Annotated in this window: 11 protein-coding genes and 5 pseudogenes; 4 read left to right on the forward strand and 12 right to left on the reverse strand. The window is 65.4% G+C overall.

What is annotated here, in order from left to right; translation table 11 throughout:
• Positions 1 to 117: 117 nt before the first annotated feature.
• The 4 genes from FPZ47_RS21750 to FPZ47_RS21765 all read right to left on the reverse strand — a co-directional run bounded on the left by FPZ47_RS21750 (position 118) and on the right by FPZ47_RS21765 (position 4,441).
• Positions 118 to 888 carry a TIGR02391 family protein gene (locus tag FPZ47_RS21750; RefSeq protein WP_144955178.1) on the reverse strand — a complete coding sequence of 257 codons (771 nt, stop codon included), beginning with the start codon at positions 886 to 888 and terminating at the stop codon, positions 118 to 120.
• A gap of 92 nt (positions 889 to 980) precedes the next feature.
• Complete coding sequence (gene nrdF / locus FPZ47_RS21755) at positions 981 to 1,955, reverse strand: class 1b ribonucleoside-diphosphate reductase subunit beta (RefSeq protein WP_210419960.1); 975 nt, start codon at positions 1,953 to 1,955, stop codon at positions 981 to 983.
• Positions 1,956 to 2,127: 172 nt separating this feature from the next.
• A complete protein-coding gene (locus FPZ47_RS21760; RefSeq protein WP_144955175.1) occupies positions 2,128 to 3,684 on the reverse strand; it encodes a flavin-containing monooxygenase in 1,557 nt (518 codons plus the stop codon).
• Positions 3,685 to 3,775: 91 nt separating this feature from the next.
• Positions 3,776 to 4,441: a TetR/AcrR family transcriptional regulator gene (locus FPZ47_RS21765; RefSeq protein ID WP_246133531.1), complete on the reverse strand. Its 666-nt coding sequence runs from the start codon at positions 4,439 to 4,441 to the stop codon at positions 3,776 to 3,778.
• Positions 4,442 to 4,826: 385 nt separating this feature from the next.
• Here FPZ47_RS21765 and FPZ47_RS21770 point away from each other — a divergent pair, with 385 nt between their 5' ends.
• Together FPZ47_RS21770 and FPZ47_RS21775 are read left to right on the forward strand one after the other, a co-directional pair.
• Complete coding sequence (locus FPZ47_RS21770) at positions 4,827 to 5,249, forward strand: MmpS family transport accessory protein (RefSeq protein ID WP_246133533.1); 423 nt, start codon at positions 4,827 to 4,829, stop codon at positions 5,247 to 5,249.
• Positions 5,246 to 8,200, forward strand: coding sequence for an MMPL/RND family transporter (locus FPZ47_RS21775; RefSeq protein WP_144955172.1), 2,955 nt, complete (start codon positions 5,246 to 5,248; stop codon positions 8,198 to 8,200). Before FPZ47_RS21770 ends, FPZ47_RS21775 begins: the two co-directional genes overlap by 4 nt.
• A 57-nt stretch (positions 8,201 to 8,257) precedes the next feature.
• On the opposite strand, the gene FPZ47_RS21780 is transcribed toward FPZ47_RS21775, so the two are convergent.
• The 7 genes and pseudogenes from FPZ47_RS21780 to FPZ47_RS21805 form a co-directional block, all read right to left on the reverse strand.
• Entirely contained in the window at positions 8,258 to 8,986 is a 729-nt protein-coding gene (locus FPZ47_RS21780) for a TetR/AcrR family transcriptional regulator (RefSeq protein WP_425461829.1), read from the reverse strand.
• 134 nt (positions 8,987 to 9,120) lie between these two features.
• Positions 9,121 to 10,737, reverse strand: a pseudogene (gene nrdE, locus FPZ47_RS30490) (class 1b ribonucleoside-diphosphate reductase subunit alpha); the annotation flags it as partial.
• A gap of 24 nt (positions 10,738 to 10,761) precedes the next feature.
• A pseudogene (locus tag FPZ47_RS30495) lies at positions 10,762 to 11,967 on the reverse strand (LAGLIDADG family homing endonuclease); the annotation flags it as partial.
• Positions 11,956 to 12,513: pseudogene (locus FPZ47_RS30500) on the reverse strand (ribonucleotide reductase N-terminal alpha domain-containing protein); the annotation flags it as partial. The pseudogenes FPZ47_RS30500 and FPZ47_RS30495, both read right to left, overlap by 12 nt.
• Positions 12,483 to 12,935: a class Ib ribonucleoside-diphosphate reductase assembly flavoprotein NrdI gene (gene nrdI / locus FPZ47_RS21790; RefSeq protein WP_144955166.1), complete on the reverse strand. Its 453-nt coding sequence runs from the start codon at positions 12,933 to 12,935 to the stop codon at positions 12,483 to 12,485. The gene nrdI and the pseudogene FPZ47_RS30500, both read right to left, overlap by 31 nt.
• Positions 12,936 to 12,967: 32 nt before the next feature.
• On the reverse strand, positions 12,968 to 13,207 hold the full coding sequence (locus FPZ47_RS21795; protein WP_144955163.1) for a redoxin NrdH: 240 nt from the start codon (positions 13,205 to 13,207) through the stop codon (positions 12,968 to 12,970).
• A gap of 494 nt (positions 13,208 to 13,701) precedes the next feature.
• Positions 13,702 to 14,271 (reverse strand): NAD(P)H-dependent oxidoreductase, encoded by a 570-nt coding sequence (locus FPZ47_RS21805; RefSeq protein WP_210419961.1) that lies wholly within the window; start codon positions 14,269 to 14,271, stop codon positions 13,702 to 13,704.
• Positions 14,272 to 14,381: 110 nt separating this feature from the next.
• On the opposite strand from FPZ47_RS21805, the gene FPZ47_RS21810 reads away from it, so the two are divergent.
• Both FPZ47_RS21810 and FPZ47_RS29770 read left to right on the forward strand, forming a co-directional pair.
• Positions 14,382 to 14,984: a TetR/AcrR family transcriptional regulator gene (locus FPZ47_RS21810; protein WP_144955160.1), complete on the forward strand. Its 603-nt coding sequence runs from the start codon at positions 14,382 to 14,384 to the stop codon at positions 14,982 to 14,984.
• Positions 14,948 to 15,896 (forward strand): annotated as a pseudogene (locus tag FPZ47_RS29770) (Y-family DNA polymerase); the annotation flags it as partial. The gene FPZ47_RS21810 and the pseudogene FPZ47_RS29770, both read left to right, overlap by 37 nt.
• Positions 15,897 to 15,911: 15 nt before the next feature.
• Here FPZ47_RS29770 and FPZ47_RS29775 read toward each other — a convergent pair.
• A pseudogene (locus FPZ47_RS29775) lies at positions 15,912 to 16,485 on the reverse strand (PPE family protein); the annotation flags it as partial.

A 16,485-nucleotide genomic window follows, 5' to 3' on the forward strand; every position in this document is an offset into this window, starting at 1 on the left:
CCTGCCACACGCTAATTGTCCCCTACCGCAGGGCGAATCCGGCGAAATGACTCACCCAATTACCGAAACATCTTTAAGCCAGCCGATGACCCGCACAACATCACGGAGGACTTGTCGCTACGTCGCCTTTACGATGTCGGACCGGTCGACTAGGTGGGCGACATAGCTTAGAACGGCGATCATCTCCAGGGCTTCGCTGGCGCTGGGGTCGGGCCATCCAGGATGGGACACCAGATTGCGGACCGACAAGAACGCCGCGCGAACCGATGAGGCCGCGCCCTCGTGGGCTGACTTCCATGTTTTCGATGTCGGGTCAGGGTCAATACCTCGCAGACGCAAGCGGGGCGACCCCGGCGTGGGATCATTGAGGCCGTATAGCGTGGCGAGGTCCGTGCCCGATACTCCGAGGCCAGCGATGGCCTGCAGAAGCCCTTCCAGCGCACTGGCCGCGGAACGAACGGCCTCGGGAAAGTGGCCGTCGTCCCACAGTCTGGCGGCTCTGTTCCAAATTGCTGGATGCAGTTCGCTCGTCGAGAGCTGAGGGCCAACAGGGCCGACGATCTCGGCTAACTCCTCCCGGTGAGTCAGGATCGCGATTGCCTCGACAATTGCCACACGGGCTTGCGTGAAGGGGTGTCCCCCGTACATACCCTCTTCGTGCTCTACGACCCTTTCGGCTATTTCGTTCTCACCCATCGCCGCGATTACGTCGTGAGCAAGCCGTGTACGTGCGCGGACCTCGTCGATACCCGCCCCTAGCGGTCCGGCGAGTGCGTCATCCTGCACCCCGCCGTGGCCGTAGCCCCAGCGGCGTTCGTAGAGGTCGCCCCAGTCGTCAATCTTGTCCAGAACCCCCGCGAGGGTCTTGTGAGCAAGCTCATCGTTCATCTCAGGCTGGGCAGCTTTCTTTTGAAGAATGTGGGCAAATTGTGGGCACGAGGTGGGCACGCCGAAGCGTAAAGCGTGCTGTGACAGCCGCTCTAGAAGTCCCAGTCCTCGTCTTCGGTGTTGACGGCCTTGCCGATCACGTAGCTCGAACCCGAGCCGGAGAAGAAGTCGTGGTTCTCGTCGGCGTTGGGTGACAGCGCCGACAGGATGGCCGGGTTCACGTCCGTCTCGTCGCGGGGGAACAGCGCCTCGTAGCCGAGGTTCATCAGCGCCTTGTTCGCGTTGTAGCGCAGGAACTTCTTGACGTCCTCGGTCAGCCCGACCTGGTCGTAAAGGTCCTGGGTGTACTCCACCTCGTTGTCGTAGAGCTCGAAGAGCAGCTCGTAGGTGTAGTCCTTGAGCTCGGCGCGCTTGACGTCGTCGACGAGCGCCAGGCCGCGCTGGTACTTGTAGCCGATGTAGTAGCCGTGCACGGCCTCGTCGCGGATGATCAGCCGGATCATGTCGGCGGTGTTGGTCAGCTTGGCCCGGCTCGACCAGTACATCGGCAGGTAAAACCCGGAGTAGAACAGGAAGCTTTCCAGCAGCGTGGAGGCGACCTTGCGCTTCAGCGGCTCGTCGCCTTTGTAGTACTGCATCACGATCTCGGCCTTGCGCTGCAGGTTGGGATTCTCCTCCGACCAGCGGAACGCGTCGTCGATCTCCGCGGTGGAGCACAGCGTGGAGAAGATCGAGCTGTAGCTCTTGGCGTGCACCGACTCCATGAACGCGATGTTGGTCAGCACCGCCTCCTCGTGCGGGGTCAGCGCGTCGGGGATCAGGCTGACCGCCCCGACCGTGCCCTGGATGGTGTCCAGCAGCGTCAAGCCGGTGAAAACGCGCATCGTCAGCTGCTTCTCGCCGGCGGTCAGCGTGCCCCAGGACGGGAGGTCGTTGGACACCGGGACCTTCTCGGGCAGCCAGAAGTTGCCGGTCAACCGGTCCCAGACCTCGGCGTCCTTGTCGTCGTGCAGACGGTTCCAGTTGATCGCCGAGACGCGGTCAATCAGCTTCATGTTGTCGGTCACCAGAACCCCACTTCACCAGACGGTTTGCCTGCCGTTACCTAGAGCTCAAACACTACCCCTGGGGTACGACAAGCCGGGTCAGCACAAGAAGTTGTGTTTGCGTGTCGCCGCGCGGTGGCGCATCGACGGCGGCCCGCCCGCCGCGCCGCCGCGGCTGCCTTCATCGAGCCGCTCAGCCGTGGACTGCAGCCCGCAGCGGGGCCGCCGAGTTCGGCGCGCCCTCCCCGAAGAACTCGTACTCCTCGGGCCTGACCGAACGGGTCTCGCGCCAGTACTGCCAGGTGTATCCGCCCCACAGCACCGTGTTCTTGCCGTGTTCGTCCAGATACCAGCTGCTGCAGCCGCCGCTGTTCCACACCGACGGTCCCAGCTTGCGCTGCAGCTCGTCGTTGAACGCGTCCTGGGCCGCGCGCGTCGGCGCCAGCGCCTGCGCGCCGCGCTTGTCGCACGCCGCGATCGCGTCGGCGACGTAGTGGATCTGGGACTCGATCATGAACACCACCGAGTTGTGCCCCAGCCCGGTGTTCGGCCCCAGCAGGAAGAACAGGTTGGGCATGCCCGCGACGGTGATCCCGCGGTGCGCGGCGATCCCCTCCCGGTTCCAGCGGTCCACCAGGTCCTCACCGTTGTGCCCCTTGATCTGGACGTAGGTGTAGGAGTCGGTGACGTGGAAACCGGTGGCGAACACGATCACGTCGGCCTTGCGTTCGGTGCCGTCGGCGGTGACGATCCCGTCGGACGTGATCCGCGCGATGTGCTCGGTGATCAGTTCGGTCTTCGGGTCGGCGACCGCACGATAATAGGTGGAGGAGTTCAGGATTCGCTTGCACCCGATGCGGTAGTGCGGGACCAGCTTGCGGCGCAGCTCGCGATCCTTGACCGAGCGGTGAATGTTGTATTTGACGTAGGCCTCGATGAACTTCAGCAAGTCCGGGCGCTTGGTCATGCCGATGGCGAGCGCCTCTTGCGCCCAGTAGATCCCGGCGCGAACCAGGGCGCGCAGCCCGGGCACGTTCTCCATGGCCCGGCGCAGCGCCGGCGGGAACTCGGGGTTGGAGCGCGGCACCACCCACGGCGGGGTGCGTTGGTAGAGCTGCAGTTCGGCGACCTGCCCGACGATCTCCGGCACGATCTGGATCGCGCTCGCGCCGGTCCCGATCATCGCCACCCGCTTGCCGGTCAGGTCGACACTGTGGTCCCACTGCGCTGAATGGAAAGCGGGGCGTCCGGCATTCACGAATTCGTCGCGGCCCGGAAAGTCGGGGATGGACGGGATGTGCAGCGCACCCGCACCCGAGATCAGGAACTGCGTGACGTATTCGCGGCCGTCGGCGGTGAACACGTGCCAGCGGTGCTCGACGTCGTCCCAGTGGCCGCGGTCGACCAGCGAATTGAACACGATGTAGCGACGCAGCCCGTACTTGTCGGCGACTCCCCTCAGGTAGTCCCAGATCTCGGGCTGATAGGAGAACGGGTTGCGCCAGTCCGGCTTGGGCTCGAACGAGAAGGAGTACAGGTGCGACGGGATGTCGCAGGCGCACCCGGGGTAGCTGTTGTCCCGCCAGGTGCCGCCGACGTCGTCGGCCTTCTCCAGGATGACGAAGTCCACGCCCCGCTGCTGCAGCGTGATGGCCATTCCCAGACCGGAGAAGCCGGTGCCGATGATCAGGGCACGGGTGTGCACGGGGGTCTGCTGTTCGCGGCTCTGGGCCGGCTCGCCGAGGGACATCGCGCGGTCCTTCCTGGGAACGCCGGTACCGGATATTCGGTCCACTTCAGTGTGTCGACCGCGACCAGGGCTGTCAAACCGACGTCGCTGTTCAGCGCCCCTCGGTGAGCAACGCAACCGAGCGGCGCAGTTGCTGCTCGGGCGGAGCCGGCGGCAACGGCGAATCGGGATGGGCACCGAACGCGTCGACCATCAGCGCGGCGAACCGCCGCCAGGCATCCGGAGCCGCGGTGCCGGTGGACTTGAGCACGCCGGCATTGGCCATCAACAGGACCACGACGTCGCCGGCCACCGCATCGGGCCGCAGATGACCCTCGGCCTGTGCCCGCCGGATGAGCAGTCGCAGCTTCTCCAGCGTCTCACCGGTGCGTTGTTCGACGGTGCTGCTCGCCGGAAAAGCCGTGGTCAACAAGTCGCGCAGGCCCGCATCGGTGGCCTGTAGCTCGCAGAGCTCGACGATCAGCGCCTGAAATCCGTCCCAGGCGCAGGCGCTGGCCAGCGCACGATCCATCGCCTCGGTGTACCGGGAGATGTTGCGCTCGAAGGCGGCGGCCGCCAAGTCCGCGCGGGTCGGGAACCGCCGGTAGAGCGTCGCCACGCCCACCCCGGCGCGGCCGGCGATCTCCTCCAAGGGCACCGACAGCCCCCGCTCGGCAAACAATTCCGCGGCGGCGGACAGAATCCGGTCCCGATTGAGCTTCGCGTCGGCGCGCAGTGGTCTGGTTCCCCGTGGTTGCGGCGCTGCGTCTGAAATCACACCTCGAGTGTATCGATCTAACTGGAGAACATCATCCACTTTTGCGTATCCTCGCCAGAAGTAAGTGGTGAACAACCTCCACATAAGAATGGATCCCACCCATGGCCATCGTGCTCACCGGCCCGACGCGGGCGCCGGGCGCCACGCTGATCGCGCCACCGACCCTGCGCTTGCCCGCCGAGTCGGCCCAATTGCGTTTTCACGCCTGTGTTTTCACGCCTCGGTTTCAGAGTTGCGCATCGAGTCACCCGATCAAGGAGTTCGCATGGGTCCCGCACCCCGACAACCACAAGACGACGAACGGACCGGGCCGATGCCCACGCCGCCGCTAAGGTCCGCCATCCGCGACGCCACGCACCGGCGCGTCGGTGCAGATGCCCCCACACTGCTGCACGCGTTGTGGTTACCCGCGGTCATCCTGGCTGTCGTCGGTCTGGTCGGATACGGCGTCAACGCCGTTCGACAAAAATCCGACCTGATCACCGCCCCTCCGGCCGACAACTCCGTCCCCGCCACGGTTGTCCAGGTCAATCCGAAGGACATCACCTACGAGGTGTTCGGCGACCTGGGCAGTGGCGGAAAAGTCAGGTACGCCACCGTCAACAGCGAGCCCGTCGAGGTCGCCCTCGCCGCGCTGCCGTGGTCGCATGCGGAAACCACGACGGCCCCCTCGGCCAGCCTCAGTCTGGTGACCCAGGTCTCCGGTGATGCGGTGGGCTGCCGCATCCTCGTCAACGGAGTCGTTCGCGACGAGCAGTCCGTCAGGCATGGCAATGCCGCCGCAGCGTGCACGGTGACCGCGGCATGAGCGCCCCGGTCTGCACCAACATGAGCGCCCCGGTCTGCACCGAGCCGAGCGCGACGGGCAAGGCGGTGCGTCGGCCGCGCGGGGCGCAAATACTGCGGGCACTGTCCATCCCCATCGTCCTGTTGTGGCTGGCCGTCGCCGTGGTGACGAATGCAATGTTCCCGTCACTGGAGGCGACCGTGAAGGCCAACGCCGGTGCCATGGTCCCGCGGGATGCGCCCTCGTCGCGGGCCGCCATCATCAGCGGTAAAGCCTTCAACGAAACCGACTACACCAGCGCCGCGGTGATCCTGCTGGAAACGCCCGGCCGCAATCTCGGCGCGCAGGACCACGCGTTCTACGACGCGTTGGTGCGCCGGCTGCGCGCGGACGACACGCACGTGCAATCGGTGATGGATCTGTGGGGCAAACCGGTCACCATGTCGGGGCAGCAGAGCGCCGACGGCCGGGCCGCCATCCTCAACGTCCGGCCGACCGGCGATCTCGGTGATGCCCGGGCCAATCAGGCCACCGAAGCCATCCGCGATATCGTCGCCGGGCTGCCGAAACCGCCTGGCCTCAACGTCTACGTGACGGGACCGGCGCCCCTGGCCACCGACACTCTCGAGGCCGCCGACAAAAGCATGCTCAAGCTGACAATCATCACCATCGTGATGATCATCGCGATGCTCTTCATCGCCTATCGCTCGCTGACGGTGGCGCTCATTCCGCTGACTGGCGTACTGATCATCCTCGCGGCGGCACGGGGCATCGTCTCGATCCTGGTCAACAGCCACGTCATCGGCATCTCCTCGTTTGCCGCGAACATGATGGTGTCCCTGGTGCTCGGAGCCAGCACCGACTACGGAATCTTCTTCCTCGGCCGGTATCGGGAGGCGCGGCGCGCCCGCCGCAACCGCGAAGACGCCTGGTACACCGCCGTGGCCACGGTGCCGCACGTCGTGCTGGGATCCGGCCTGGCGATCTCCGGGGCCTGCCTCTGCCTGAGCCTGACGCACCTGGACTACTTCCGCACCCTGGGCCCGCCATGCTTCGTGTCCATGATCGTGGCAGTGGTGGCCGCGCTCACCCTCGGGCCCGCGCTCCTGCACCTCGGCGGCAAGATCAACTATCTCAACCTCGCGTCGGAAGGCGCGCGCGACAGCCAACTCTGGCGCAAACTCGGCATCATGATGGCCAAATGGCCGTTCGCCATGATCGCGGTCGCCGCCCTGACCATCCCCCTGTGCATCGTCAATCTCACGAACTACAAGGTCAGCTACAACGACCGGGACTTCGCCCCGTCGCGCGTCGAGTCCAGCCGCGGATATGACGCAGCCGACAAGCACTTCCCGAAGAGCCAACTCAGCATCGACAGCCTCTACATCCAGTCCGCTCACGACATGCGCAACACCGCCGACATGATCTCGCTGGACCGGATCGCCAAGGCGGTCTTCCACGTCCCCGGTATCGCGATGGTGCAGGGCATCACCCGGCCCAACGGCCGACCTCTGGAACACGCATCACTGCCGTACGCCATGGGATCCATGGGTACCAAGCTCGGCGAGAACGTCGGATTCCTCAAAGAGCGGGTCGCCGACCTCGACGCCCTGGTGGCCAAGATGGGCGACATGGTCGCCACGACCCGGCAGATGACCGCCACCACCGACCATCTCGTCGACCTCACCAACCAGCTGTCGACAGGCACGCACCTGTCCCGGCAAGCCGCCGATGACCTCGCGGCAACGGTCACCGAAGCTCGCGACCATCTGGCCGATTTCGACGACCTCGTCCGGCCGGTGCGCAGCTACCTCTACTGGGAACCGCACTGTTTCGACATCCCCGCCTGCTGGGCCATGCGCTCGCTGTTCGAGACCACCGACAACGTCGACGCGATGAGCGATGAACTCGCCAACATGACCAAAGGGTTGACCACCATCGACTCGGCTACACCGCAGATGGTCACCCAACTGCAAGGCATGGCCGCCAACATGCGCTCCATGGCCGCCACGATGACCGAGATGCAACACCTCACCGGCGCGATTCAAAGCTTCACCAGCACCACCATCCCGCAGTTCGATGCCATGATCCCCCCGATGATCGATATGGCACAGGCGTTCGACAACGCCAAGAACGACGACTTCTTCTTCCTGCCCCCAGATGCGTTGAACAGCCCCGATTTCAAAGTCGCCGAGGACTTCTTCATGACCCCCGACGGCAAGGGTGCCAGGCTGATGATTTACCACAAGGGCGAGGCCATGAGCCCCGAAGGCATCCGCCAGATCGAAAACGCGATGGCCGCCGCGCAGGAATCCATCAAGGGCACCTCACTGTCGGGCGCCAAGCTCTACATGGCCGGCGCCGCATCGAACTACCGTGATGTGCAAGACTATTCGCGCAATGACATCACCATCATGATGATCGCTACATTCGGGCTGGTCTTTCTCATCGTCCTCGTCATCACCAGAGCACTGGTCGGCGCGATCATCGTCATCATCACCGTGGTGGCATCCTTCGCCGGCGCATACGGCCTGTCCGTGTTGATTTGGGAGACCGTTCTCGGCGTCCAACTGCATTGGTTGACATTGCCGATCGCCTTCATCGTGCTGGTCGCGGTGGGCTCGGACTACAACCTGCTGCTGTTGTCCCGATACCGCGAAGAGCTCGGCGCGGGCATCAGAACGGGCATCATCCGCACCATGGCCGGCTCCGGCACCGTCGTGATGACCGCCGGCTTCGTCTTCGCGTTCACGATGCTGGCTCTGGTCTCCAGCGACGTGGTCAACATCGGCCAAGCCGGCTCGACGATCTTCATCGGCCTGCTCTTCGACATGCTGATCGTCCGACTGTTCCTGGTGATGCCACTCGCCCGGGTACTCGGCGCATGGTTCTGGTGGCCAACCAGGATCCCCCGAAACATCCCGGCGCCGTGGCCAACCCAACGCGGCGGTGCGGCGCCTGCTCAAGCCTGATGAACGTTGACAAACGCCCGCACAGGCCGCCGGACTCCGTCTACGGGATAGCGGCGCTCAGCCGGCGGCCGGCTTGGCGAGCACCATACTGTGGAGCGGCCGGTCGGGATCCATCGAGATGCCGAGCGCCTCGGCGGTGCCGACGATGACCCCCACCATGATCGTCGTCAGGTGGGCGACGAACCGCTCGCGCGGCATGCGCCGCGGGCTGTCCGGGTCGGGGCCCAGCCACCACTCGGTGGCTGAGGCGGCCGACCCGAAGGCCGCGTGCCCGGCCAGTTCGACCGCCGCGTGGTCCAGTTCCATCTCGCGCAGCTCGTTGTCGAACATGTCGGCCACGGCCAGCGTGATGCCGCGGCCCTCGTCGAGGATCTGGGGGCTGGCCGCCGAGTGGCCCTGGATGAAGACCCGCAGCACGTTGGGGTGCTGGTCGACGAGGTTGACGTACTCCTCGACGGCGCGCCGGATCACCTCGCGGGCCGAGTCGGTTTTCAGGTCGATCGAGGTGAAGATCGCCGCCCACAGCATGTCGCGCAGGCGTTCCCCGATCGCCTGGAACAGGTCGGACTTGTCGTGAAAGTGCCGGTAGATCTTCGGTTTGGCGGTGCCGGCCTCCTCGGCGATCTCCCGCACGCTGAGCTCGGGGCCCAGGCGGTCGATGGCCCGGAACGCCGCGTCGACGATCTCGCCGCGCACCTTCGTGCGGTGTTCGCGCCAGCGTTCGCTGCGCGCGTCGACCTTGGCCCCGGGCTTGACGCTGGGGTGGGGCCGAGCAGGTCGAGGCATTCTCACCACGCCAAGCACCATACCGCGTTGCGGCGGCTGACCTGGGCAGACTGGCTGGCCGCCGCCGCGTGAGTGTGCGTTTGGCGACGGGACACACCGTGAGGCCGTCGCCAAATTCGCACTCGGCCAAAGTCCTACAGCATGCAGGACACGCAACCCTCGACCTCGGTGCCCTCCAGCGCCAGCTGACGCAGCCGGATGTAGTAGAGCGTCTTGATGCCCTTGCGCCAGGCGTAGATCTGCGCCTTGTTCACGTCGCGGGTGGTGGCCGTGTCCTTGAAGAACAGCGTCAGGCTCAGCCCCTGGTCCACGTGCTGGGTGGCCGCGGCGTAGGTGTCGATGATCTTCTCGTAGCCGATCTCGTAGGCGTCCTGGTAGTACTCCAGGTTGTCGTTGGTCATGTAGGGCGCCGGGTAGTAGACCCGGCCGATCTTGCCTTCCTTGCGGATCTCCACCTTGGACACGATCGGGTGGATCGAGCTCGTCGAATGGTTGATGTAGGAGATCGACCCGGTCGGCGGGACCGCCTGCAGGTTCTGGTTGTAGATGCCGTGGGCGGCCACCGACTCCTTGAGCCGCCGCCAGTCGTCCTGGTCCGGGATGCGGATGCCCGCGTCGGCGAACAGCTGACGGACCTTGTCGGTCTTGGGCTCCCACAGCTGCTCGGTGTACTTGTCGAAGAACTCCCCCGAGGCGTACTTGGACTTCTCGAAGCCCGTGAAGTGGGTGCCGCGTTCGATGGCGATGCGGTTCGACGCCCGCAGCGCGTGGTACAGCACCGTGTAGAAGTAGATGTTGGTGAAGTCCACGCCCTCTTCCGAGCCGTAGAAGATGTGCTCTCGCGCCAGGTAGCCGTGCAGGTTCATCTGCCCCAGCCCGACCGCGTGGGAGTCGTTGTTGCCCTGCTCGATCGAGGGCACCGAGGTGATGTGGGTCTGGTCGCTGACCGCGGTCAGCGCGCGGATGGCCACCTCGATGGTCTGGGCGAAGTCCGGCGAGTCCATCGCCTTGGCGATGTTCAGGGAGCCCAGGTTGCACGAAATGTCCTTGCCCACCTTGGCGTACGACAGGTCCTCGTTGAACAGCGACGGCGTGGACACCTGCAGGATCTCCGAGCACAGGTTGGAGTGGGTGATCTTGCCGTCGATCGGGTTGGCCCGGTTCACGGTGTCCTCGAACATGATGTAGGGGTAGCCCGACTCGAACTGCAGCTCGGCCAGTGTCTGGAAGAACTCCCGCGCCTTGATCTTGGTTTTGCGGATGCGCGCGTCGTCGACCATGTCGTAGTACTTCTCGCTCACCGAGACGTCGGCGAACGGCACCCCGTAGACCCGTTCGACGTCATACGGCGAGAACAGGTACATGTCCTCGTTGCGCTTGGCCAACTCGAAGGTGATGTCGGGGATCACCACGCCCAGGCTCAGCGTCTTGATCCGGATCTTCTCGTCGGCGTTCTCCCGCTTGGTGTCCAGGAAGCGGTAGATGTCGGGGTGGTGGGCGTGCAGGTACACCGCGCCGGCGCCCTGCCGGGCGCCCAGCTGGTTGGCGTAGGAGAAGGAGTCCTCGAGCAGCTTCATGATCGGGATGACACCCGAGGACTGGTTCTCGATGTTCTTGATCGGCGCGCCGTGTTCGCGAATGTTGCTCAGCAGCAGCGCCACTCCCCCGCCACGCTTGGACAGCTGCAGCGCGGAGTTGATCGACCGCCCGATCGACTCCATGTTGTCCTCGATGCGCAGCAGGAAACAATTGTGCACGACCGTGCCCCGAATCGTGTACGTATGCGTGTCCTCGACGTGGAGGTTGTAGACCTTCGTGGGAACGTCGTCTGTGTGCCTCAATTCGCGGATTCCGTAAACGTGTCGCCCATGCACGACTTGATAGGTTGTGCGCGAGGTTCCCTTCTGGCCGACGTAGTTGTGCAGGTTCTTGCCGACGTCGAAGACGAACTCTTCATTGGCACCAGGCAGACCGGGCACGAACACCTGTCCCGTCACATTGCCCGATTGGTTGACGTACTGACGGACCCTGGAGACGATCCCGATTCGGCGCAGCAGCAACTGCACTTGATCGATCAGCTCTGGATTCACCAGGTCAAGCACCATGCCGCCGGTGGTGCTGCACCCGTCTCCGCGGAACAACCCGGCCAGCAGGCCACGCTGAAACTCTTTATCGGCCGTTAACACGTTGTGGGACAACCGCTTTAAGTGATATCCCGTGCCGACCAGGGAGAGGAACAGCGACGCAACGACCTTGCTGTTGCAAATCATGCGCACCGACTGGTCCGACACACTCTGGTGTATGGCGAGGTCCGCTGCGAACACCCGCTTGAACGCCGCCGCCAACTCTTGCTGGTACTCCAGCTCGTGTGTGCCGATCGTGAAGTGGATGCCATTGGGAGTCCGGCCCGTGGGCCCCGATCGCTTGGAGATATGGCCTTCGGCGACGTACCAGCCGAGAAGAAGGCCGAGGTCGTACGACTCTTCAACGTAGCGATTCACTGACACGAAGCGCATGTGGTGGCGCTGCTTGTTGCGATGCTTCCGATCGCAGTTGACCTTGCGTATCAGCCCGTCGACCTCTTCGTAGTCGCCCGCGCCTGCGTACTCCATCAGGTCATAGACTCGTGGCGATCGAACCTCCAATGGTGCCGCCGTCACAATGAAGTCCTTCGGACGAAGGTCTTTGGCAGCCAACCAAACAAATCCGTTGAAGGGATCAGCCCCGTCGCCGTCGATAAGTGTCTGCACATCGCGCCTAGTCCACACCAAGATCGGATGCTCGGGAGTGCACAGGATTGGCTCCTTGTGCCCGAAGTGTGAGATCGAGATGAGCGCTTGGTCGTTGGGGTTTTCGACGACGGACTCGACGACGGAGAAGGACCCGTCGTGCGAGAGTACCCGGTCACCTGCCCGCAAGGTCTCGATCGGCTTCGGGCCCTCGGGGGTATCCACTGGAGTTCCCGCCGGAAAGCAGCTCACCGGCTCGCCGCGCTGCTTCTTGCCCGAGTTCAGAAACGTCGGGGTGGCCGGCTGGAACCGGCCGTCGATGATCTCGTCGACCAGCTTCTCGGCCAGCCCGGTGTCACCGGCGGCCAGGGTCAGCGCCACCATGACGACGCGGTCCTCGAAGCGCTCCAGGTAGCGCTTGCCGTCGAAGGTTTTCAGCGTATAGGAGGTGTAGTACTTGAACGCGCCCAAAAACGTCGGGAACCGGAACTTCTTGGCGTAGGCGCGGTCCAGCAGCTCCTTGACGAAGTTGCGCGAGTACCGGTCGAGAACCTCACGCTCGTAATAGTTTTCGCGGATCAGGTAGTCGAGCTTCTCGTCCTGGTTGTGGAAGAAGACGGTGTTCTGGTTGACGTGCTGCAAGAAGTACTCGCGCGCGGCGAGCACGTCCTTGTCGAACTGAATCCTGCCGTCGGCGTCATACAGGTTCAGCATCGCGTTCAGCGCGTGGTAGTCCGTTTCCCCCGGCAGGGTGTGCGAGCCGGACGTTACAGGCTCTGCAGTGACGGTTGGTGGCACGTCTGTTCCTTCCAGAATTCGGCGAGGCCCGCGCGCACGGCATCGACGTCGTCGGGGGTCCCCATCAGTTCGAAGCGGTAGAGGTACGGAACGCCGCACTTGCGGGAGATGACGTTGCCCGCATAGGCGAACTCGGCGCCGAAGTTGTTGTTACCCGCGGCGATGACGCCGCGGATCAGCGACCGGTTGTGCTCGTTGTTCAAGAAGGCGATGACCTGCTTGGGGACATAGCCACCGGCATCCAGGTCGGGGGTGGCCCGCCCGCCGCCGTAGGTGGGCAGGATCAGCACGTACGGGTCGTCGACCTCGAGGTGTCCGTGCAGGGGTATCCGCGTGGCGGGAACACCCAGCTTCTGCACGAAGCGGTGGGTGTTCTCCGACACGGAAGAGAAATAGACCAGGTCGGGCTCCGTGATACCCATGGCGCCGCAACCCCCTTACCTGTCGTGTGCCGCTACGCGCTCAGCTGGGCACCGGCGAGCGCGGTGATGCGGTCCGGCCGGAAACCCGACCAGTGGTCGTCGCCGGCCACCACCACGGGCGCCTGCAGGTAACCGAGCGCCATCACGTAGTCGCGCGCCTCAGAGTCCAGCGTGATGTCGACCTTCTCGTAGGCCAGACCCTGCTTGTCCAGAGCCTTCTGGGTGGCGGTGCACTGCACGCAGGCCGGCTTGCTGTACACGGTGATGCTCATGGAATGCCGCTCCTTCGCGGAAGATGGGGTCACGGTCTGGCAACTACTCGGGGTACTACATCTGTGCTGTGTTCAGCGATCCGTCAAGCCCCCGAATTCCCGTCGTGCGGCTGCCAGGCCCAGCGGGCTGGTGACGCCGGTTCCGGGGACCTCGCCAGCCCGGCTGGCTCGGTGAATCTGGGATCTGCCGGTGCTCGAAACACTACACCTAGTGGGTCGCAAGAAGAAGAGATACAACATGTTCTGAACGACATTCATGAAATTCCCTGGTCGAAAGCACTGCCGCGAACGACTGCCCGGCGTGTCGCATGTCACAATCCCCGCTTGAGGTAGCCATGCGTGTTGGTATATCACCGGCCACCGACAAGCCGGCCGGGCCTCCCCGCGATGCCGGCCCACAGCAAAGCCGCCGGCACCGTGGCCGGCGGCTTTGCCGTTCGTCGTCGATGACGCGGCCGGCCCCCCGGCCAGCGGTTTGTTCGTTGCCGCGGCGCTCAGCCGACCTCGGCGACCAGCTTGCCGACAACCTCCCGCACATTGGCCGACAGTTCGGCGTGCTCCGCCGGGACCGCGCCCTCCAGGGTCTTGAAGGGCACGGAGAGCTTGATCGACTCGACCACCCGGGCACCCGCGATGCCGAACGACTTGCGCGTTTCGTCGTGCGCCCACACCCCGCCGTACTGGCCGAAAGACCCGCCGATGACCGCCAGCGGCTTGCCCTTGAGCGCGCCGTCGCCGAAGGGGCGCGACAACCAGTCGATGGCGTTCTTGAGGACCCCCGGGATGCTGCCGTTGTACTCGGGGGTGACCACCAGCGCGGCGTCGGCCCCGGCGGCCGCGGCACGCAGCGCCGCGACGGGGGCGGGCGCCTGCGCGATCCCGTCGGTGACAGCGGGGTCGATCTCCTCGTTGTAGAAGGGCAACTCCCCCAGTCCCTCGAACACCGTGACGGTCACGCCGTCGGGAGCGACCGCGGCCGCCAGTTCGGCGATCTGGCGATTGATCGACGCCGCCCGCAGGCTGCCCACCAAGGCCAAGATCGTGATGTTGGAGTTCTCTGGCACCGTTACGTCCCCTTCAGCTCGTTGGCTTACATCTTCCAGCACCTTCCAGCACCTTCCAGCACCAAAGCGGACTATAGTCCGATTTATTCCCGTGCCGTTACAGTGCAGAGGTGAGCGAGGTGCTGCGGTCTGGCGAGCTGCCCGTGTCCGCCCCGCAGGAGCGGGGCGACGCGGCCCGCAACCGCGCGCTCTTGCTGGATGCGGCGCGGCGCCTGGTGGCCGCGCGCGGCGCGGACGCCGTCACCATGGACGACGTCGCGGCGGCGGCCGGCGTCGGCAAGGGCACGCTGTTCCGCCGGTTCGGCAGCCGCGCCGGCCTGATGATGGTGCTGCTCGACGAGGACGAACGGGCCGCCCAGCAGGCGTTCGTGTTCGGCCCTCCGCCGCTGGGTCCCGGCGCGCCGCCGCTGGAGAGGCTGGTGGCCTTCGGTCGGCAGCGGATCGGCTTCGTGCATACCCACCACGCGCTGCTGTCGGCGGCCAACCGCGACCCGCAGAGCCGGTTCAACGCACCGTCGATGGTGCAGCGCACGCACGTGCGCGTGCTGCTGCGCGACGCCCACACCACCGGCGACCTCGAGGTCCAGACCGACGCGCTGCTCTCGCTGCTCGACGCCGACTACATCGAGCACCAGCTGCGCGAGGGCGGGCACACGCTCGCGACCCTGGGCGACGCATGGGAGAGCCTGGCCCGCAAATTGTGCGGGACGTGAGGCACGGCTGGATCCTGCATGTCGACCTCGACCAGTTCCTCGCGTCAGTCGAGCTGCGCCGCCGCCCTGAACTGGCCGGGCTGCCGGTCATCGTCGGCGCCAACAGTGACCCGGCCGAAGCACGCAAGGTCGTGACCTGCGCCTCCTACGAAGCCCGCGCATTCGGGGTGCGCGCGGGGATGCCGCTGCGCGGCGCTGCCCTGGCGCGACCCTTTTTGCCGTCCGACCCGGCGGCCTGCGACGCCGCGTCCGGCCAGGTCATGGGCGCGTCGCGCGACCTGGGGCACCCCGTCGAAGTGTGGGGCCGGGACGAGGCCAACGTCGCGGTCACCGACGCCGACCGCGCCGAGGTCGCCGAACGAATCCGTGCCGCCGTCTCGTCCGAAACCGGGCTGTCCTGCTCGGTCGGCATCAGCGACAACACGCAGCGCGCCAAAGCGGCCGCCGGCATCTTCGCGCTCACCGACGCCAACTGGATGACCGTGATGGCCGACCGGCCCGTCGACGCGCTCTGGAGCGTGGGCCTTAAGAACGCGAAAAGGCTTGCGGCCCTGGGAGTCACCACGACAAGGGAGCTTGCCGGCGCCGACGCCGAGCCCTGGGGTGCCACGCTCACGCAGCCACGTCGTCACCTTCCCGCATGACCTGACTGATCGCGCTGAGATAGCCACCGAGATAGAGCGATTGGCCCGGCAGGTGCTGGCGGACGTGGTGGGCTCGGGGCGGATCGTCACCCGGGTAGCGGTGACCGTGCGCACCACGTCCTTCTACACCCGCACCAAAATCCGCAAGCTGGACGATCCCACCAGCGAACCCGACGTCGTGGTCGCCGCGGCGCTGCGGGTCTTCGACCTGTTAGAGCTCGACCGGCCGTTCCGATTGCTCGGGGTGCGACTCGAATTAGTCATGCCTCGGTGGCGGACCCGGTCAGGGGGTGGTGCCCGCGTAGTACAGGCCCGCGAGCTCGTATCCGGCGTTCCGGAAGCCGGAGACCAGGCTGTCGGCGGCCAGCGCCACGGTTCCGGTGTTGAACAAACCCGAGAGGCCGCCACCGGCGTTGCGCAGGCCCGAGAACGACGCACCGAAGTTCTCCACGCCCGACCCGAAGGAGAGCCCGGACGCGTTGATGTTGAACGCGCCCGAGAGCCCGGACCCGAAGTTGCCGAAGCCCGAGTTGTTGCCGGTGCCGCTGTTGAAGAAGCCCGACGACGGGTCGACGCCGGTGTTCCCGTAGCCGGGCCCACCCGGGACGGACAGGGCCGTGATGGTGGTGCCGGGCAGGGTGATGCTGGGAATGGTGACGCCGGGGGTGGTGAAGCCGGCGAGCCCGACGGGCGGCAGGGTGAACGGTTCGGTGGTGACGGCGGGGGTGCTGATCGACGGCAGCGTGAACTCCCCCAACCCAACCGACGGAATCGTCAACGGCTGTGTCGTCACCGCCGGCGTACTCACCGACGGCAACGTGAACTCCCCCAACCCAACCGACGGAATCGTCAACGGC

This window comes from Mycobacterium helveticum (assembly GCF_007714205.1).
In the GTDB taxonomy this organism is placed as follows: domain Bacteria; phylum Actinomycetota; class Actinomycetes; order Mycobacteriales; family Mycobacteriaceae; genus Mycobacterium; species Mycobacterium helveticum.

Coding starts and splice junctions, on each gene's coding strand:
- FPZ47_RS21780 (WP_425461829.1), bottom strand. CDS start 8,986: ATGCCTCGACCTGCTCGGCCCCACCCCAGCGTCAAGCCCGGGGCCAAG.
- FPZ47_RS21750 (WP_144955178.1), bottom strand. CDS start 888: ATGAACGATGAGCTTGCTCACAAGACCCTCGCGGGGGTTCTGGACAAG.
- nrdI (WP_144955166.1), bottom strand. CDS start 12,935: ATGGGTATCACGGAGCCCGACCTGGTCTATTTCTCTTCCGTGTCGGAG.
- FPZ47_RS21795 (WP_144955163.1), bottom strand. CDS start 13,207: ATGAGCATCACCGTGTACAGCAAGCCGGCCTGCGTGCAGTGCACCGCC.
- FPZ47_RS21760 (WP_144955175.1), bottom strand. CDS start 3,684: ATGTCCCTCGGCGAGCCGGCCCAGAGCCGCGAACAGCAGACCCCCGTG.
- FPZ47_RS21775 (WP_144955172.1), top strand. CDS start 5,246: ATGAGCGCCCCGGTCTGCACCAACATGAGCGCCCCGGTCTGCACCGAG.